The organism is Boseongicola aestuarii (assembly GCF_900184815.1).
GTDB classification, from domain to species: domain Bacteria; phylum Pseudomonadota; class Alphaproteobacteria; order Rhodobacterales; family Rhodobacteraceae; genus Boseongicola; species Boseongicola aestuarii.
The window spans coordinates 105105-122382 of record NZ_FXXQ01000006.1 but is presented as its reverse complement, the minus strand read 5'-3'; the positions used below and the strand labels follow the sequence as shown (position 1 = coordinate 122382).

Sequence of the window (17278 nt, the reverse complement as noted above, 5' to 3'; positions counted from 1 at the left end):
TACACCGCTTATTGTCAAACTAATCTCGATAGTTGGGATTCTAGCATCAACTACGAGATCAACGGGAGGATAAACATGAACAGAATAATTGCTGCCGGTTTGGCGGCTTTCAGCATTTCCGCGGCTGCAGCCGCACCTGCTTCGGCTCAGAGCGTTGGCATCGCCACCTCAAATCCGGGGTCGCTCTTTCACAACATAGGAACAGCCGTCGCGAACGCGGCAAACGCAGGTGGACTGAACACAACAATACAGCCGGCGACCAGCCCAAACCAATTCATCCCCTTTATCGATCAGGGCGGCATCGAGTTTGGTGTGGCAAACCTTCAAGAGGTAAACTACGCCATCACGGGTGAGGCTTGGTGGGGCGGTCGAACTAACCCCAACCTTCGCGTTGTCGCGCATCTTCAGCCACTTATCGAGGCCATCTTTGTGCGCGCCGACAGTGATATCATGAAGGTGTCCGATCTCCGCGGCCAAGCAATGACCGACGGCTATACAGCTCAGAACACGATCCTGCCGCAGCTATCGGCATTTTATGCGACAGCCGGAATGACCCGTGACGACGTGGAACAAGTCTCGGTTGCGTCGGTTGTGGCGGGCGCCGATGCGTTTATGGCAGGCGATACCGTCGGCTTCATTTTCGCACACGGGGCCGGCAAGGTTCGGGAAGCCGACGCCGCGGTCGGCGGCCTGCGCGCGCTCGGTGTTGAAGATGACAGCGACGCAGCACTTGCAGCCGCACGCGAGCACTGGCCGACTGCCTTTTTCATGACGCTGCCCGAAGGCGCCATGCCTGGCGTCTTGGAGGAAGCCACCTACATCGCTTTTCCACAAGTGATTTTTACGCATGCCAACGCTTCGGATGACGACGTCTACGCAATGGCGAAAGCAATGTATGAAAACGCTGCGGTTATGGGCGAGACATTTCCACCGATGCGCGCATTCCGGCCCGAAAACATGCGTGGTGACCCAGGTATTGCCGAATTTCACCCCGGCGCACTCAGGTTCTTTGAAGAAGTCGGCTTGAAATAATCGCATGACTGACGCGTCTGGCGCAGGAATGGTCAGCCGCCGTGGCATTGCCGTGGCGGCTGTCCGACCGGTGGGCGATGCTCTCGCGGCGAGCATCGTACTTATTGCTGTTGGCTGGGCACTTTCTTTTCAACGCCAGATCGGACTTGATCTCTATCCCCAACAATTTTTCGCGGCGGTTCTGTTTTTCACGCTTCCGCTTGCTTTTCTGACACTTCCTGCTCGACGTGGGCGATTGCGCGACACAGTTCCATGGCACGACATTGCGCTTGCGGCAATTGCAATGGCAGCCCTTGGCTTCGTGGGCTATGGCTATCCGGACCTTGTCCTGATGATCTTCTCGAGGCCTCCCGAGATCTGGATTCCCGGACTCATCATACTCGTCCTTTTGCTTGAGGCACTTCGCAGGGCAACAGGATGGGCCTTGGTCATCATCATCGTCGCATTTCTCCTTTACGCACTCTTCGGGGATGTCTTTCCGGGGCGCCTTCAAGGCCGTCCGCAAAGCTGGCAATTGCTCGTCGGTTATATGGCCGTGGATTCAAATGGCATTCTTGGCCTGCCTATGTCGGTCGCCTCGACGGTCGTCATCGCATTCATATTGTTCGGTGTGCTTCTTGGAATAACAGGCGGATCACAGTTCTTCACGGATGCCGCAATGATCGGGATGGGACGCTATCGGGGTGGCTCGATGAAAATTGCCGTTCTCGCATCGGGCCTCTTTGGATCGATCTCCGGCAGCGCGGTCGCAAATGTGGTCGGCACCGGTGTGGTCACCATCCCAATGATCAAGCGTGACGGCTATCCCGCGCACAAGGCTGGCGCGATCGAAGCTGTGTCTTCCACCGGCGGGCAGTTAATGCCTCCCGTTATGGGCGCTTCAGCTTTCCTGATGGCCGAGTTTCTTGCAATACCCTACAGTCAGATTGTGCTTGCAGCGCTGGTCCCGGCGCTTCTTTATTATGTTGCTCTCTTCATTCAGGCAGATCTTGAAGCGGCGAAACTCGGGATCCGACCAGTACCTAAATCCGAGATTCCAAAGGGCCGCGATGTCGCCGTCGGCATTCACTTCGCACTTGCCTTTGCCGTGCTGATTTATCTCCTGTTCTGGCAGCGCTTCCAGCCGGAACGCGCGGCAATTTGGTCGGTGCTCGCGCTATGTGCCACGGCGCTCCTGATCGGTTACAATGGAAAGCGTCCAAGCCTTGGCAGCCTTTTCCTTTCGGTGTCAAAAACGGGTCACGCTGTTCTCGAAATCCTTTTGATTTCAGCTGCTTCCGGTATCGTGATTGGTGTACTCAACATCACAGGCCTCAGCTTCAACCTGACTTATCTGCTGGTCGAGATAGGAGGCGGAAGCGCGATTCTGCTTCTGGCGCTGTCCGCGCTTGTTTGCATTGTCCTCGGGATGGGCCTGCCGACACTCGGGGTCTATGTCCTGCTCGCCGCCCTTGTCGCCCCTGCCCTTGTCGAAGTGGGGATTGAACCCCTCGCAGCACATCTGTACGTCCTTTACTTCGGCATGATGTCGATGATCACACCCCCCATCGCGCTGGCCGCCTTTGCTGCTGCTTCAATTGCCGACGCGCCAACAATGGCGACAGGATGGGCCGCTATGCGGTTTGGCTGGTCGGCCTACGTGATCCCGGTACTCTTTGCTTTCTCGCCAACGCTGATCATGATCGGGCAGCCGGCCGAAATAGCATTTGCAGTGATAACCGCAGGCATCGGCGTTTGGCTCGTCTCATCGGCACTGGCGGGCTACTTCTCGCAACTGCTCAGCCCAGTTAAGCGCGTGCTCTTCGCGATTGCCGGTCTCATGGCTCTCGTTCCGGCCTCGGCCTTCGAAGGGGCGATTATTACGGATTTGGTCGGAGTTTTGATGGGCGCTGTTCTGATGGTTTCCGAAGTGATTAGCGTTCGCCGTCTCGCGGAGACAGGAGCTGCAAAATGAGCAGCAGGTCCGGTTCAGGCGAACGCATTCTCGCAATCCTCGATTTGTTTTCGGAAAACCAGACGCAATGGACACCGGAAGAAATGATGGCGTATCTCGGTTATTCGCGACCAACCCTTTACCGCTATCTAAAAACACTCAAGGACGCTGGATTCCTGATATCACACCCTCAGGCCGGCTACATGCTTGGCCCGCGTGTGACCGAGCTCGATTTTCTGATGACGCGTGCTGACCCGATGATCGAACAGGCAAAACCCGAACTTGAATACATCGCCGCGCAGTTTCCCGGAACCGCATTCCTCGTGCGATGGTATGGAAGCAAATTACTTTGCGTCGATTCAGTCGTCTCTGTCGACACCCCAAAATCAAGCTATCCCCGTGGTCGCCCTATGCCAATCGGACGGGGTGCCATCAGTCGGGCCATCGCGGCTCACCTGCCAGCGCGTGATCGACGCAAGCTGGTCGAGGACTATCTTGACGAGTTCGCTGTGGCAGGGGTCGGAACAACCGTTGAAGAGGTGCTCGCGGCCCTTCGATCCGTCCGGACCGATGGCTCATCAACCGCTTGGGGTGAGGTGACACCAGACGTTGTCGCCGTGGCTGCCCCCATCTTTGGAGTGGAAAAGTCCCCACAAGGGGCAATCTGCCTGACAAGCAACGTGACCGATGTCTCCAGCAGCACTTTAATTGAAATCCAAAACCTCATCAGAGATGTATCACAACGACTGAGCGCGCGCCTCGGTGTACAGGACCGACAAAACGGTGCAGTGGCATGACTCTCACAGAAACAACGAAAGGCCCGACATGACCGAACACCCGGCACGACATTTCATTTCCGGCGAATGGGTGGCCGATGGTGGCCCGACCGAAGACAGCATAAACCCGGCCACCTTTGAGGCCCTGGGCCAATACTATCCGGGCAGCGCTGCCCTGGCCGATGCCGCAGCAGCCGCCGCAAAGGAAGCGTTTTTTGCGACGCCCTGGGCGCAATCCCCCCGCCTGCGCGCGCAAACGCTATTTGAAATCGCAGACAGACTTGAAGACGCTCGGGATGAGATCGCAGACCTTGTCGTCGCAGAAAACGGCAAGGTCCGGTCCGAGGCCCTTGGCGAAACGATGGGCGCCATCTCGGAGACCCGATACTACGCAGGACTGACGCGCAATATTCGCGGCTCCATGCAGGAAACAGCGCCGGGCAACATGTCCTTCTTTAACCGTGAGCCTGCGGGTGTTGCGGGTGTTATCGTACCTTGGAACGCGCCCGTGACGCTGTTGATGCGCTCGCTTGCGCCAGCGCTCGCCGCCGGCTGCACAACGGTGATCAAGCCCGCCCAGCAGACGCCGCTCGTTCATGCGCGGATCATGCAGGCGATTACCTCTGCACCTTCTTTGCCCGCCGGTGTTGTAAACTCGGTCAATGAGCATGGCATCGAGGTCGGTCAGGCAATGACGACCTCTCCCAATATTGATGTCATCAGCTTCACCGGCTCAAGTCGGACAGGCGCCGCTATAATGGCTGCCGCCGCGCCAACGCTGAAACGCGTCAGCCTCGAGTTGGGCGGCAAGGCCCCTGCCATCATCTTTGACGATGCCGACCTCGACCTTGCGGTCAAGGAACTCACTCATGGGTCTCTCGCCATGGCCGGACAGATTTGCGTCGCCGCTGCCCGTTTTCTCGTCCACGAAAGCATCGCTGAAGACTTCGAGGCACGCATGGTCGCCGCGTTCCGCAAAGTACGCACTGGTCCCGGAAGCGACCCCAAAAGCGACATGGGCAGCCTGATCGACGAAGCCAATCGCGGTCGGATCGAGAGGCTGGTTGAACAGGCGGGCGATGAAGGCGAATTGCTCTTGCGGGGAGAACGCCTGGGACGGGGCGCTTTCTTGACGCCGTCGCTCTTCCGGATCGATAATCTAAGGTCCGCACTCGTTCAGGAAGAACTCTTCGGTCCGCTCGTTTCGGTCGAGCATTTTGCCTGCGAAGCCGAAGCGGTCCATAAAGCCAATGCCACGCCTTATGGTCTTGCCGCATCGGTGTTTACGCGCGATGGAGCAAGGGCGATGCGGGCATCTCGCGCTATCCGCGCTGGTACAGTTTGGATCAATTCGCACCTCCGTCTCTTTGCAGAAGGCGAAACCGGCGGATACGGAAAATCAGGTCTTGGTCGACTTCACGGACCCGAGGGTCTCCATGACTTCCTCGAGACCAAGCACATCTATTTGGAGGCGGGCGTCGTTCCGCAAACTGCCTAATGAGCAGCACTTTCGATGTGATTATCAATGGCGGCGGTCCGGTGGGCATGGGACTTGCCATTGATCTTGGTCAGCGCGGCCATTCGGTTTGTGTGATCGAGAGATACCCCGAGCCTCAGCCTATCCCCAAGGGTCAGAACCTGACCCAGCGGACTGCCGAACACTTCAAGGCCTGGGGTTGCGAGGCCGAACTTCGCTCTGCGCATCCGATCCCAAAAGGTGGCGGCATTGGCGGGATGACGACCTACGGAACGCTCTTGTCCGACTATCATTACGACTGGCTGAACCGGGCACATGTGAAGGACTACTACTTCGCCGCCAATGCCCGCCTGCCCCAGTACACGACCGAACGTGTGCTTCGAGCCCGCGCCGCAGAGGTTCCCAAGATCACAGTTTTCTATGGATGGAGCGGTCAATCACTTGAGCAGAACGCGGAAGGCGTCACATTAAACATTGCGGAAAGAGAGAGCGATGGGCGCAGGACGATCCGCGCCACCTACCTCGTCGGCTGCGACGGCAGCCGCTCGTTCATCCGCGATGCTGCCGGGATCAACGAAACTCGCTCCGAGCACAACCGCCTCATGGCCCTTCTCGTATTCCGGTCCGAGGAGCTCCATGAACTCCTGAAACGCTACCCCGGCAAAGCTTTCTATAACGTTCTTCATCCTGATTTCGAAGGCTATTGGCAATTCTTTGGGCGCGTCGATCACGGTTTGTCCTGGTTCTTCCACGCACCCGTTCCCCTGGCAACAACGACCGAAAACTTTGATTTTCGCGCTATGCTGATCCGGGCCGTCGGGCAAGACTTTGCGTTGCAATTCGATCATATTGGGCTGTGGGACTTGCGCGTCGCTATCGCAAACAACTATCGTGAGGGCCGCGTCTTTATCGCAGGCGATGCGGCACACAGCCATCCGCCCTATGGGGGCTACGGCATTAACACGGGCTTTGAGGACGTAAGAAACCTCGGCTGGAAGCTCTCTGCCGCTCTTCTGGGCTGGGGCGGAAAGGCGCTTCTTGATAGTTACGACGCCGAACGTCGCCCAGTCTTCGCATCAACCGCGCGCGACTTCATCGAGCGTTTCATCCGCGAAGACAAGGAATTCCTGGAGACTTACAATCCCGCGAGCGATGCCAAGCGGTTCGAAAAAGCCTGGACTTCGCGTAATCTCGATGCCGACGAAGTAAATGCATTCGAGCCAAATTATCAGGGTTCGCCCATTGTGGCCGGGTCGTGCGACGCGACGCCGAGCGCCAAGGGCACGCACGCTTTTGCGGCCCGCACCGGACATCTTCTGCCCCCGCCCGGAAAGGACGGCGGCACAAGTATTCTCAATCGAATTCATTCCGGGTTCACTCTTCTGGCGGAAGACACTGTCGATTGCGAGGCCTTCAAAATCGCTGCCTCAACTCTTGGGGTCCCACTGGCCGTGGAGCCGCTTTCGCAAAACGAAATCGATGCTTACCAAAGTGCCGCGATCCTTGTGAGGCCCGATCGCTTTGTTGCCTGGACCGACGGAGATGGCGGTAGCGCATCCGAGATCCTCAGGCGCGCGGTGGGAATTTCATGAGCCAACGTCATGCCGTGATCACCGGAGCAGCCTCCGGCATCGGTGCGGCAACCGCAAAAGCGCTTCGACGCAAGGGTTATTGGATCACGGCGCTCGACCTCAACGATCCGGGACCGCTGGCAGATCTGTGGCACCCGATTGACCTTGATGCGCGCCCCTATCGCCTGCCCGAATTTGACCTCCCGGTGGATGTACTCGTAAACGCCGCAGGTCTGCCGCCCCGACCGACAACTGAGGCAAAGGTGCTCCGTGTCAACTTTCTGGCGCTCAGAAGAGTCACCGAGCATCTGCTGCCACATATGAAAAAGGGCGGCGCCATTGTGAATGTAGCTTCAAAGGCAGGCGCGAAATGGCGTGAGAATATTGCGCAAGTCAAACGCCTGATAGGCCAGGCCAATGACGCGTGCCTTGATGACTTCGTTTCTGCCGAAAAAATCGACACCGTACGGTCCTATGATTTGTCGAAAGAAGCGGTTGTGGTCTGGACCAAGAAGATGACGGCTGGACTCGTAGAACGTGGCCTACGCATGAATTCAGTCAGCCCGGCCGCAGTGGAAACCCCCATTCTGGGCGATTTCACGCGCGCCCTCGGCGAGCGCTCAACGCGCGGTATCGAGTTGACGAAACGGTCCGGCACCCCAGACGAAATCGCCGGCGTCATAGCCTTTCTCGCAAGCCCCTCATCTGAATGGGTGCGCGGCTGTAATATCGAAGCCGACGGCGGATTGACGGCTATTCTCGACACTGAAAACACGATCCGTCCGGACTGACCCCTCCCGCTACATATCGAAGAATATCGTCTCTTTTGGCCCCTGAAGATGAATATCAAAGCGATACTGGGCCTCGCCAGTCTTTTTGGCCAAGAGCGTCGGCACACGGCTTTGATGCTCGATCCGCGTCAGGATCGGATCTTCCGAGTTCGCTTCTGTCTCGTCCTCGAAATAAAGCCGTGTATGCAACCCGATGTTGATCCCGCGGGCTACGATCCAAAGCGTTGCATGTGGGGCTTGAAGGCGACCGTCACGGAAGGGTACGCGCCCCGGCTTCACCGTCTCGAAAACGAACTCACCCGTGACAGGATCGCCCGGCGATCGCCCAAAACCTGTGAAGTTCGGGTCGGGATTGCCTCGCGCCTCGTTCGCCGAGGGATAAAGTCCAGCAGCATCTGCCTGCCAAAGCTCGATCATGGCGTCCCGAACCGGTGCACCCACACCGTCATGGACCACACCAGTGATTTTAATCTCTTGACCGGTGACCGGTCCGGTCTTCATCGTGGTTCCGAGATCGCCACCATAGATCGAGATACCCGAGAAATTGGGCATGCAACCGATGTGCACATAAGGGCCTGCCGTCTGACTGGCGCTTTCCTTCAGGTAGTCTAGCCGTTGCGCCATGATCAAAGCCCCTCCTTGCGGTTCTCGAAATACGTTTGGCGGCGCCCGCGCAGTACAATGTCGAACTTGTATGCTCGCGCATCCATCGGCACCGTTCGGTTCATGTCGAGCGGCGCCGTAAGATCATCGATTGCGCGCTGATCATTCAAAACACGCGCGATGGGACAGAGCGGGATCAACGGATCCCCCTCGAAATACATCTGCGTAATCAGGCGTTGCGCAAAGCCGTGCCCAAAGATCGAGAAATGGATATGCGCCGGCCGCCAGTCGTTCATGCCGTTTGGCCATGGATAAGGTCCGGGCTGAATAGTACGGAACTCATAGGAGCCGTTTTCGTCTGTTATCATCCGTCCGCAGCCACCAAAATTCGGATCGAGCGGTGCGATATAACCTTCCTTTGCGTGACGGTACCGTCCGCCCGCATTCGCCTGCCAGAATTCTAACAATGCTCCGGGGACAGGCCGTCCGGTCTCATCGAGAACCCGGCCATACACAATTATCCTCGGACCAATCGCACTTTCGCCGGGCTTGGCAAAATTGTGAATGAGATCATTATCAAGCTCCCCAATGATCCCATGGCCGAATACCGGCGACGTCTCTTCGCTCAGCGTTGTCGGAAAAGACAGGAGCGCCGCCTGTGGGCTGCGTTTTACCGTGGTCTTGTATCCGGGCGTATAAGCGGCAGGCTGACGCGTCCAGTCTCTTGCTATGTATCCACCATTGGTTGAGTTCTCGCTCATGTCTCCACCCCCAGTTCCTTGAATGTCTCTTTTGCCAGCTTGATTGCGTGATTTGCCTTTGGCACCCCGGCATAAACAGCAACATGCATAAACGCCTGCATAATTTCATCAGGTGTCGCTCCAGTGTTGCTGCTGGCGCGGATATGCATGGGGATCTCTTCGAAATTGCCGGTCGCCGCCAAGAGCGCCAACGTCAAAAGCGATCGGTCCCGCCGCGAAATCGTCTCGTCGGCCCAGAGTGTTCCCCAAGCACCTTCAGTTATCAACGTTTGAAACGGATGGTCAAAATCGCTTTTCGCCGCCTCAGCCCGATCAACGTGCGCATCGCCCAGCACCTCGCGCCGCACCTTCATTCCAACCTCGAAGCGATCAGTCACTGCTGTTCTCCTTCATAAACGACGCGAGGATCGCCGCGTAAGCCTCTGATTTCTCGACACAAGGCAAATGCCCAGTACCGGCGATGATTTCCATGCGCGCGCCGGGGATAAGCGTCGCCGTGGCCTTGACGACATCCGGCGGCGTGGCACCATCCTCTTCGCCCGTGACAAAGAAAACCGGCAAATTCAAAGAGCCGACGCGGTCGCGAAGATCGGCGTCCCGCAAGGCAGCGGAACAACCCGCATAGCCATCGACCGGGGTCCGCTCAACCATTGCACGCCACAAGACGGTCTCACGCTTATGGCGTCCCTCGGAACTGAACCAGCGATCAAGGATTGAATCCGACATCGCGGCCAAACCCTGTGCTTCAACCTGGTCGATCCGGTCTTGCCAAAGCTCCACCGTGCCAAACCGTGCCGTGGTGTTAGATAGAAAAAGCGCTTTCACAAGATCAGGTCGCTTCAGCGCAAGACCCTGTCCAATTATCCCGCCGATCGAGAGGCCCACAAAGATCGCCGGACCACCCACAACTGCGTCCATAACAGCTTCTGCATCCGAAATCAGCATGTCGAGTGTGTAAGGTGCCGGCGTCACGCTGGTCAGCCCGTGACCACGATTGTCGAAGCGAATGTAACGAAAGCCCTTGGGCAACTGCGAGATCACCGCATCCCAGAGCCGGAGATCCGTGCCCAATGAATTGGAAAACACCACTGGCAGGCCGCTTGCGTCCCCGTCCTCGCGCCAATGGATGGCAATGCCGTTTGCGTCGAGCACATTCATCAATAGGGCAACCCTACGTAATTCTCGGCCAGTGACTTCTGCGCAGCCGCATTTGAGCGGATGAACTCAAGCTCAGCTACCTGCATCTTGAGGTCGAACGGTGTCTGATCGGGATACTGATGCGTGATGGACGAAAACCACCACGAGAAGCGTTCAGCTTTCCAAACACGCGACAAGGCCCTCTGAGAATACTGCTCGATGCCCTCGCTGGAACCGTTCCGATAATAGTCGGAGAGGCCATTAAAGAGGTAGTGCACGTCGGAGGCTGCCAGATTGAGCCCCTTGGCTCCGGTTGGCGGCACGATGTGCGCTGCATCTCCGCAAAGAAACAAGCGTCCCCACCGCATCGGTTCGGTCACAAACGACCGCAAGGGTGCAATTGATTTTTCAATCGAAGGCCCCGTGACCAGTTTGGCCGCCTGGTCAGCGGGAATGCGGCGCTTGAGTTCCTCCCAGAAAGCACTGTCCGACCAGTTGTTCGGATCGTCGTCCGTTCGGCATTGAATATAGTAGCGGCTCAGGTTCGGATTGCGCATGGAACAGAGCGCAAATCCGCGGTCTGAGTTGGCATAGATCAGCTCGTGGTTTACCGGTGGTGTCTCGCTCAGAATACCGAGCCATCCAAAGGGGTAGACCTTCTCATATTCCGTGCGAACATCTTCGGGGATTGTCTTGCGGCTGACGCCGTGAAACCCGTCGCAGCCCGCAATGAAATCGCATGTCAAGCGACGGCTTTTACCATCAACAACATAGGTTACATAAGGGGAATCCGTTGTCGCATCATTGATTACGACGTCCTCAACGTTGAATTCGATCTGGCCTCCTGCCGCTTCACGCGCGGAATAAAGATCACGCGTAACTTCGGTCTGGCCGTAGACCATGACGGGTGTACCCGTATGCTCGGTGAAATCGATCCGGAATATCTCGTCGCCGTATGAAATCAATGTCCCGTCGTGCGGCAGCCCCTCTTTTCGCATCCGATCCGCGCAGCCCGCCTGTTCAAGCAGACCAAGCAAACCTTGCTCAAGCACACCAGCCCGAATACGGCTAAGTACATAGTCCTTGGACTTCCTCTCCAACACCACGCTTTCAATGCCGCGAGTGTAGAGAAGCTGAGACAGAAGCAGGCCCGACGGCCCACCTCCGATAATAACCACCTGCGTCTTCAACGGTCTCCTCCCGTTTGGCTACTTCTAAGATGTATGCCGCAAAAGGAATAGAATAATAATACCCTGACCGAACTATTTGCCGACTTGGAGCCAAGAAAATTGGGCCCAGCTAGACGGGACACATGCTTGCTGGCAAGAAAACCAGTTCGTCGGGTCAGTGGGCCGTGAAAAAATTTCATTGGAAATTGCAGGGTGACTCGTCGGGCAAATTCCTTTGTCATTCGTCACGCCAACCACGCGGTGATGTACGGCTTGCTGTTGTGCCTGGCCTCAACATCAAGCGGCACGGTTCTGCACCATGCATTCGATATGCGAGCACCTTACTGGGTCTTCAGCTTGCCAAAACTACTTGGAATTCCTGGCGGCGTCCTTCTTACAGTCGGAGCCGCCACCCTCATGTGGCTCAAAACCAAAGCCGATCCGGAACTCGGTGCGCCGTCCGTCTGGGGCGGTGAAATGGCCTTTCTCGGGCTTCTCGGAGCCACCGGAACCACTGGACTCGCCCTCTATGCCGCGACCGGTACGTCGCTCGTCAGCCCGCTTCTCGCCCTGCACTTTGGCACGGTTCTGGCGTTCTTTCTGACCATGCCCCATTCAAAGATGGTGCATCGATTTTATCGCCTCGCGGCCCTCATCCGGGGTGCACAAATAAAACAAGCCTAACCGGTCAAACGCCGCAAGTACTCGGTCGCAAACCACAAATGATCCGGAACCTCTCCGTCAGGCAATCCCAGATCCGTGCCTGACAGAATCCGCTGCCAGTCTGCCGTCGCAGACGACATTCCGCACGGCAATCCAAGATCGGCAATCATCTTTGCAACCTCATCCATTTCTGCCGCCCGCCGCGCCCCGTGGACAAGTGTCCGCTCAAAGTTATAGGCCGCGCGTTCCGGCACATCGATCTTCGGATGCGCCGACTTCAGCGACGGAAACACTTCCTCCGCAACATCAGCACCGACCGCCGCCAAAACGCATTCCGCCGTCAAAGCCTCCATTCCCTTGACCATGATCGACCGGACCATCTTGATCGAAGATGCCCGCCCCACGACGTCCCCCATCACGCGAACATCCATCGGCAAGCCCTCCAGAACCGACGCCAATTCCAGCGCCTCGGGACCCGATATCAGGCACGGCACCATGTTGCGTTTGGGATAAACCGGGGCCATCACCGCCACATCTAGATACCGCCCACCGTCATTTCGAATAACAGCCTCTGCCACCTGCTTTGAGCGTGGCGCGCAGCTGTTCAGATCACACCAGACCCCGCCCCTCTCCATTGCCGGCCCGTGCGCTTCGGCTACCGCGACCGCCTGATCGGCCGTCACGGTCGAGAATACCAGATCAACGCCTGAAACTGCCTCCGCTCCTGATGCGCAAACTTCGACTGCAAGCCCTGCACCGCGCGCCGCAATCTCGCCAGCGGTTGCCGCAGAGTCGGACTTGATGTCATACGCCTTTACCATATGCGCACCACCCCAACCCGAGATCAAAGCCCCCGCCGCCTCGCCCAATCCGATGAACCCGATCCGCATGTCTACATGTGTCCCTTCAAAAAGGTTAACGCCCGCCTATGCGCCATCTCCGCCGCCGTTTCCACGTAGCTGACCGGACGCCTGTCATTCGCAAAGGCATGACCGGCATCCTCATAGACAAATGCCTCAAACTCAGGAAAATATGCCTGCGCCGCCTCCACGACTTCGCGCGGCGTATGATCGTCATCGGCGCCGAAATGTCCCTGCACGGGGGCCTTCAACGGCTCGGTTTGATATGTCGGCAAACGCGTTCCGTAAAATGATACTGCACAGGCAATGTCCAGCACCTGAGCTGCCCTGAACGCCAATCCACCACCCCAACAGAACCCCAACACAGCGACCTTGCCTCCGCGTGCAGCCAATACCTGCACTGCCGCGTCAACATCCAACATCGTGTGCGTCAACTCCGACCCCATCATCAGATCACGCCCCCGGGCGGCCGCGTCGAAAGGGATCACAGCACCCTTCACCTGCCTGTCAAACAAAGCAGGTATGGCCACGTCAAAGCCCTGCGCGGCATAGCGTTTAGCCACACCTTTCAACTGATCAGTTACTCCGAAAATCTCTTGCAGGATCACCAGACCACCCCTGCGCGCTCCCCTCGCATCAGCCATCCAGCAGTCCAGAACGTGCCCGTCAGCCGCCGTTAATTCGATCATCATAGCGCATTTTCCCCCTGCAATGGGCGGCGCAAGAACCACCCCAACCATTAATTTTCGCGAGGTTCGCAAGACTTCGCCCCACACCACCACGCCATCATCCAGATGCCCCATAACCGTCATTTCACATGTCGGATGTTCGAGCGACAACCGCGCGGGGTGCTGACAAGTGAATGCGCGACGGTCTCCAAATAGACAGAAAAACTGCCTCCTATTTTGCGCACAGGCCATGCCACTCGGCAAGAGCGCCCGCACGGATACGTTTGAAATTCGGTCGAGTCGAGTGGCTGCGTTCCTGCCCAAAGTGATTGGAGACCTATGCGTGAACTACGGCGAATTTCTGCAGACTTCGTATCCGCCTGAATCGAAGCTTGACCCGTTCTCCTGGTCGAAATGGCAAGTGAGAATTTCCCAACCGACTTTCAGCCAACGCCCAGTTTGCTGCGCCGATTTCCTTCAGCGGGTACAGTATAACCGCAGTCGGTCCGTACCCATAACCGCTGGCCGGAAGGTTTGAAGAGTGTGTTGCGTCCATCAGTTGAAACCATCCCGCATCGCGGACATTGGTGCTGACCGCAGTGAACGGCAGCTTTGAGCCCGAAGCGGACGTAGATTCTCAGTACCGTATCGACTCTTCACGCTGTATAAGTTGTTGAAATTGCGGTTCTCAAACAGAGGTTACGGATGATTCAGACAACTATTGCGGGCAGCCTGCCTAAGCCAAGCTGGCTTGCGGAGCCTGAAAAGCTATGGGCTGGGTGGCGGCTGGAAGGAGATCAACTGATCGAGGGACAGCAGGATGCCGCCCTTTGCTGGCTGAAGATCCAAGACGAGGCCGGCATCGATATTCAGTCCGACGGAGAGCAGTTCCGAAAGCACTTCGTCCACGGTTTCCTGGAAGAGGTTGAAGGTATCGACTGGAACCTGATGACGACAATGGGCATCCGCGACAACCGGTATGACGCCTCTGTTCCGACGGTGACATCAGAAGTCAGGCGGAAGAAATCCGTGCATGGCGAAAGCGTAAAGTTCCTCCGCCGTCATTCCACAAAGCAGCTGAAGTTCACGCTCCCGGGCCCCATGACGATCTGTGACACGATTGCCGACAAGCATTATGGCGAGCGTTCGAAAATGGCGATGGCATTTGCCGCGTTGCTGAATGAAGAGGCCCTGGAACTGGAAGCGCTCGGCGTCGACGTGATTCAGTTCGACGAGCCTGCTTTCAATGCCTTCATGCATCTTGTGCCGGAATGGGGAGTCGACTGTCTTCACCGCGCCATTCAGGGCCTGAAGTGCAAGACGGCCGTTCACATCTGTTACGGCTACGGGATCAAGCAGAATATCGATTGGAAGGAAACGCTCGGCGATGAGTGGCGGCAATATGAAGAATTCTTCCCAGCCTTGAATGCCAGCCGCATTGATCAGGTTTCTCTGGAATGCGCGGACTCGCATGTGCCCCTTTCGGTGATGTCGAAATTGAAAGACAAGGAAGTTCTGGTGGGCGCCATCAACGTCGCAACAAACGAGATTGAGACACCGGAAAAGGTCGCCAACACCCTTCGTGCGGCGATGGAGTTTGTCGATCCCGAAAGGCTGATCGCCTGTACCAACTGCGGGATGGCGCCGTTGCCGCGTAGTGTTGCCGAAGGCAAGCTACATGCTTTGGGAAGAGGGGCTGAAATCATTCGAAGAGAACTAGCGGCGCGATAAAAAATCCATGCTTCTGCCCGGTCTGAATGTCGGTGTCGTACCGGGCGACAGCCGTTGGTTATCTCGCAGAGAAAAATTTCTTTGAGCCGCAAAACAGACTCAGCAAGTCCGTTCCGCGGAGCTTTTTGGCGCCACTGGGGCTTTTAAGCCAAGCGATTTGAAGCCGCCATTGCGTCAGTAACCCTGCCGTGGCGATCTGTCTTCGGACAAGGAACTCTGGCGGCGCTTCACAAGAAGCTCGATTGCATCGGCAAGATGTTCCCGGTCGATGTGGTGATCTCCGCTGGCTACACGGATCTTGTGTGCTTCAATCATTACGTCGGAATGTCGGCAGCCCTCCGGGGGCTCAAACCGATAACTCGCGAGCTCCAATCGGAGACCCAGGGGATCCCGAAAATAGATGGAATCCATAAAGCCGCGGTCAACGGGACCAGAATGGTTGACCCCGCGCGCATCGAGGCGCGCAGCGACCTGCCAGAAGGTGGCTTGGCTGACGTTTAGCGCGAGATGATGAAGCGAGCCTGTGGCCTCGGGTACGGGCGAGTCATCCAGTTTACGATCTTCGTTGGTAAAGATCGTGATGAGACGGCCATCGCCGGGATCGAAGTACAAATGGCCCTCGCCTGGGTTGTCGAGGTTTGGCTGATCGAAGATGAACGGCATCCCAAGTACGCCTTCCCAGAAATCTATCGAGGTTTGACGATCTGCGCCAACAATCGTGATGTGATGCACACCCTGGGTTTGTATCTTCCTTAACTCATCGGTCTTCGACATAGGCTTCCTCCCAAATCATTCGTTCAGCCCGACTGGGACCAGTCGACGAGCTTCGTTTTATAGTCCGTCCGGGGCAATGCTCCAAATGGCACCAGCGTGATCTCTGTTGTCACGAGCAATTCGTCGCGAACGCGTTGGCGAATGCGGCTGGCGAGTTCCTGGTTGGGCGCGACACCCCGGGCCAGTTCGACAACTAAAGGTAGAGGCGGCACCTGCTTTACGGCTTTGGTCTTCGGTTGGATCGAGATTGTGCCGCTGACGTCCGCACCGATCTTGCCGACGACGTCCCGCACCGCGGAGGGAAACACATTCACACCCCGGACGATCAGGAGATCGTCTGTCCGTCCGATGCAGCGAACGCGCGGAGTACTGCGCCCGCAGGCACACCGCCCCATGGACAGACGCACCCGATCACGGGACCGAAACCGCAAAAGCGGAGCGGCCTTGTGCCTGAGGTGAGTGTAGACCAACTCCCCTTCCGCGCCATCTTCCAGCGGAAGAAGCGCGCCCGTTTCCGGGTCGATCAATTCAAAGTACACGAAGCCCTCGCCCGAAAAGTGCATACCGTCTTGATGCGCGCACTCTCCCCATAGCGAAACCGAAATGTCGCCGATCCCCATAGCCTCGGTGACACGAGCACCCCAGGCCGCTTCGATCCGTCGTCTCATTTCGGGCTCGCCGCCGCCCGGCTCACCTGCCACGAGTATCTTGTTCACCGAAGATGTCGCTGTGTCGATGCCGCGCTCTGCTGCCCATTCGGCTAGATGCATCGCATAGGAGGGCGTACAGCCAAGCACTTGCGGTTTCAGGAGCCGAACAGCTGTCATCAGGCGATCAGTGTTTCCGGCACCGACCGGAATGTGGCAGAGCCCCATCTTGGCAAACGCATCAAGCGTCACGCCGGCGACGAATGGGCCGGCGTTGTAGGTGGTCACCATTCGCTCCCCGGCAGACACACCGCTGGCTCCATAGGACCTGGTTGATATTTCAACCCAGTTGGCCAAGTCTTCTGCGACGAGAGGGATGTAGCTCGGCGTCCCGGTGGTTCCGCTCGTCGAGTAGACGCGGATGACATCTTCCATAGATGCAGCAAGATGTGTGCCTATTGGATGCTCGTCATCACGCGACGCGCGCAGTTCATCCTTTTCCGTAAAAGGAAGCTCGTGCAAGTCCGCAAGCCCTCCAGCATCCTGCGCAGATCGGATGCCGGACGCCGCCAGTTTCTCCCTGTAAAATGCCGAGTGCCCGAGAAGGTACTCAATCTGAGCACGATAAACCGGTTCGTCCCGCGACCGCTGCTCGTGCCAGGGAATGTCACCCGTGCTCACAGTA

General features: G+C 57.3%; 17 protein-coding genes and 1 pseudogene. 8 read left to right on the top strand and 10 right to left on the bottom strand.

All coding sequences use genetic code 11. The features are described 5' to 3' along the window. Positions 1 to 75 precede the first annotated feature (75 nt). Genes BOA8489_RS10180 through BOA8489_RS10155 form a run of 6 tightly spaced genes read left to right on the top strand, consistent with a single transcriptional unit; the run spans position 76 to position 7580 of the window. Positions 76 to 1032: a TAXI family TRAP transporter solute-binding subunit gene (locus BOA8489_RS10180; RefSeq protein WP_093973913.1), complete on the top strand. Its 957-nt coding sequence runs from the start codon at positions 76 to 78 to the stop codon at positions 1030 to 1032. Between the two features lie 4 nt (positions 1033 to 1036). Next, positions 1037 to 2986, top strand: coding sequence for a TRAP transporter permease (locus BOA8489_RS10175; protein WP_245813769.1), 1950 nt, complete (start codon positions 1037 to 1039; stop codon positions 2984 to 2986). Next, a complete protein-coding gene (locus BOA8489_RS10170) occupies positions 2983 to 3762 on the top strand; it encodes an IclR family transcriptional regulator (RefSeq protein ID WP_093973912.1) in 780 nt (259 codons plus the stop codon). The genes BOA8489_RS10175 and BOA8489_RS10170 overlap by 4 nt, the downstream gene beginning before the upstream one ends. A 28-nt stretch (positions 3763 to 3790) precedes the next feature. Next, the gene (locus BOA8489_RS10165; protein ID WP_093973911.1) at positions 3791 to 5239 is read left to right on the top strand and encodes an aldehyde dehydrogenase family protein; all 1449 of its coding nucleotides are present in this window, start codon (positions 3791 to 3793) and stop codon (positions 5237 to 5239) included. Then, on the top strand, positions 5239 to 6810 hold the full coding sequence (locus tag BOA8489_RS10160) for an FAD-dependent monooxygenase (RefSeq protein ID WP_093973910.1): 1572 nt from the start codon (positions 5239 to 5241) through the stop codon (positions 6808 to 6810). The genes BOA8489_RS10165 and BOA8489_RS10160 overlap by 1 nt, the downstream gene beginning before the upstream one ends. Continuing rightward, positions 6807 to 7580, top strand: coding sequence for an SDR family oxidoreductase (locus tag BOA8489_RS10155; protein ID WP_093973909.1), 774 nt, complete (start codon positions 6807 to 6809; stop codon positions 7578 to 7580). Before BOA8489_RS10160 ends, BOA8489_RS10155 begins: the two co-directional genes overlap by 4 nt. 9 nt (positions 7581 to 7589) lie before the next feature. On the opposite strand, the gene pcaG is transcribed toward BOA8489_RS10155, so the two are convergent. Genes pcaG through pobA form a run of 5 tightly spaced genes read right to left on the bottom strand, consistent with a single transcriptional unit; the run spans position 7590 to position 11271 of the window. Further along, positions 7590 to 8204, bottom strand: coding sequence for a protocatechuate 3,4-dioxygenase subunit alpha (gene pcaG, locus BOA8489_RS10150; protein WP_093973908.1), 615 nt, complete (start codon positions 8202 to 8204; stop codon positions 7590 to 7592). Positions 8205 to 8206: 2 nt separating this feature from the next. Then, a complete protein-coding gene (gene pcaH, locus BOA8489_RS10145) occupies positions 8207 to 8944 on the bottom strand; it encodes a protocatechuate 3,4-dioxygenase subunit beta (protein ID WP_093973907.1) in 738 nt (245 codons plus the stop codon). Then, positions 8941 to 9321, bottom strand: a complete 381-nt coding sequence (pcaC, locus tag BOA8489_RS10140) for a 4-carboxymuconolactone decarboxylase (RefSeq protein ID WP_093973906.1) — start codon at positions 9319 to 9321, stop codon at positions 8941 to 8943. The genes pcaH and pcaC overlap by 4 nt, the downstream gene beginning before the upstream one ends. After that, the gene (gene pcaD, locus BOA8489_RS10135; protein WP_093973905.1) at positions 9314 to 10102 is read right to left on the bottom strand and encodes a 3-oxoadipate enol-lactonase; all 789 of its coding nucleotides are present in this window, start codon (positions 10100 to 10102) and stop codon (positions 9314 to 9316) included. Before pcaD ends, pcaC begins: the two co-directional genes overlap by 8 nt. Further along, on the bottom strand, positions 10102 to 11271 hold the full coding sequence (gene pobA, locus BOA8489_RS10130) for a 4-hydroxybenzoate 3-monooxygenase (RefSeq protein WP_093973904.1): 1170 nt from the start codon (positions 11269 to 11271) through the stop codon (positions 10102 to 10104). Before pobA ends, pcaD begins: the two co-directional genes overlap by 1 nt. A gap of 192 nt (positions 11272 to 11463) precedes the next feature. Here pobA and BOA8489_RS10125 point away from each other — a divergent pair, with 192 nt between their 5' ends. Next, a complete protein-coding gene (locus tag BOA8489_RS10125) occupies positions 11464 to 11934 on the top strand; it encodes a hypothetical protein (RefSeq protein ID WP_093973903.1) in 471 nt (156 codons plus the stop codon). On the opposite strand, the gene BOA8489_RS10120 is transcribed toward BOA8489_RS10125, so the two are convergent. The 3 genes and pseudogenes from BOA8489_RS10120 to BOA8489_RS21165 form a co-directional block, all read right to left on the bottom strand. Then, positions 11931 to 12803, bottom strand: coding sequence for an NAD(P)-dependent oxidoreductase (locus BOA8489_RS10120; protein ID WP_093973902.1), 873 nt, complete (start codon positions 12801 to 12803; stop codon positions 11931 to 11933). The genes BOA8489_RS10125 and BOA8489_RS10120 overlap by 4 nt on opposite strands. 2 nt (positions 12804 to 12805) lie before the next feature. Beyond that, entirely contained in the window at positions 12806 to 13465 is a 660-nt protein-coding gene (locus tag BOA8489_RS10115) for a dienelactone hydrolase family protein (RefSeq protein WP_093974017.1), read from the bottom strand. Between the two features lie 208 nt (positions 13466 to 13673). Beyond that, positions 13674 to 13906 (bottom strand): annotated as a pseudogene (locus BOA8489_RS21165) (IS6 family transposase); the annotation flags it as partial. A 240-nt stretch (positions 13907 to 14146) separates the two neighbouring features. Between BOA8489_RS21165 and BOA8489_RS10110 the strand changes: the two are divergent. Then, positions 14147 to 15172 (top strand): methionine synthase, encoded by a 1026-nt coding sequence (locus tag BOA8489_RS10110; RefSeq protein ID WP_093973901.1) that lies wholly within the window; start codon positions 14147 to 14149, stop codon positions 15170 to 15172. Positions 15173 to 15346: 174 nt separating this feature from the next. On the opposite strand, the gene BOA8489_RS10105 is transcribed toward BOA8489_RS10110, so the two are convergent. Together BOA8489_RS10105 and BOA8489_RS10100 are read right to left on the bottom strand one after the other, a co-directional pair. Beyond that, positions 15347 to 15946, bottom strand: a complete 600-nt coding sequence (locus tag BOA8489_RS10105; RefSeq protein WP_093973900.1) for a VOC family protein — start codon at positions 15944 to 15946, stop codon at positions 15347 to 15349. A 23-nt stretch (positions 15947 to 15969) separates the two neighbouring features. Continuing rightward, the gene (locus tag BOA8489_RS10100) at positions 15970 to 17274 is read right to left on the bottom strand and encodes a phenylacetate--CoA ligase family protein (RefSeq protein ID WP_217897940.1); all 1305 of its coding nucleotides are present in this window, start codon (positions 17272 to 17274) and stop codon (positions 15970 to 15972) included. Positions 17275 to 17278 lie beyond the last annotated feature (4 nt).

Coding starts and splice junctions, on each gene's coding strand:
- BOA8489_RS10180 (WP_093973913.1), top strand. CDS start 76: ATGAACAGAATAATTGCTGCCGGTTTGGCGGCTTTCAGCATTTCCGCG.
- BOA8489_RS10175 (WP_245813769.1), top strand. CDS start 1,037: ATGACTGACGCGTCTGGCGCAGGAATGGTCAGCCGCCGTGGCATTGCC.
- BOA8489_RS10170 (WP_093973912.1), top strand. CDS start 2,983: ATGAGCAGCAGGTCCGGTTCAGGCGAACGCATTCTCGCAATCCTCGAT.
- BOA8489_RS10165 (WP_093973911.1), top strand. CDS start 3,791: ATGACCGAACACCCGGCACGACATTTCATTTCCGGCGAATGGGTGGCC.
- BOA8489_RS10160 (WP_093973910.1), top strand. CDS start 5,239: ATGAGCAGCACTTTCGATGTGATTATCAATGGCGGCGGTCCGGTGGGC.
- BOA8489_RS10155 (WP_093973909.1), top strand. CDS start 6,807: ATGAGCCAACGTCATGCCGTGATCACCGGAGCAGCCTCCGGCATCGGT.
- pcaG (WP_093973908.1), bottom strand. CDS start 8,204: ATGGCGCAACGGCTAGACTACCTGAAGGAAAGCGCCAGTCAGACGGCA.
- pcaH (WP_093973907.1), bottom strand. CDS start 8,944: ATGAGCGAGAACTCAACCAATGGTGGATACATAGCAAGAGACTGGACG.
- pcaD (WP_093973905.1), bottom strand. CDS start 10,102: ATGAATGTGCTCGACGCAAACGGCATTGCCATCCATTGGCGCGAGGAC.
- BOA8489_RS10120 (WP_093973902.1), bottom strand. CDS start 12,803: ATGCGGATCGGGTTCATCGGATTGGGCGAGGCGGCGGGGGCTTTGATC.
- BOA8489_RS10115 (WP_093974017.1), bottom strand. CDS start 13,465: ATGATGATCGAATTAACGGCGGCTGACGGGCACGTTCTGGACTGCTGG.
- BOA8489_RS10110 (WP_093973901.1), top strand. CDS start 14,147: ATGATTCAGACAACTATTGCGGGCAGCCTGCCTAAGCCAAGCTGGCTT.
- BOA8489_RS10105 (WP_093973900.1), bottom strand. CDS start 15,946: ATGTCGAAGACCGATGAGTTAAGGAAGATACAAACCCAGGGTGTGCAT.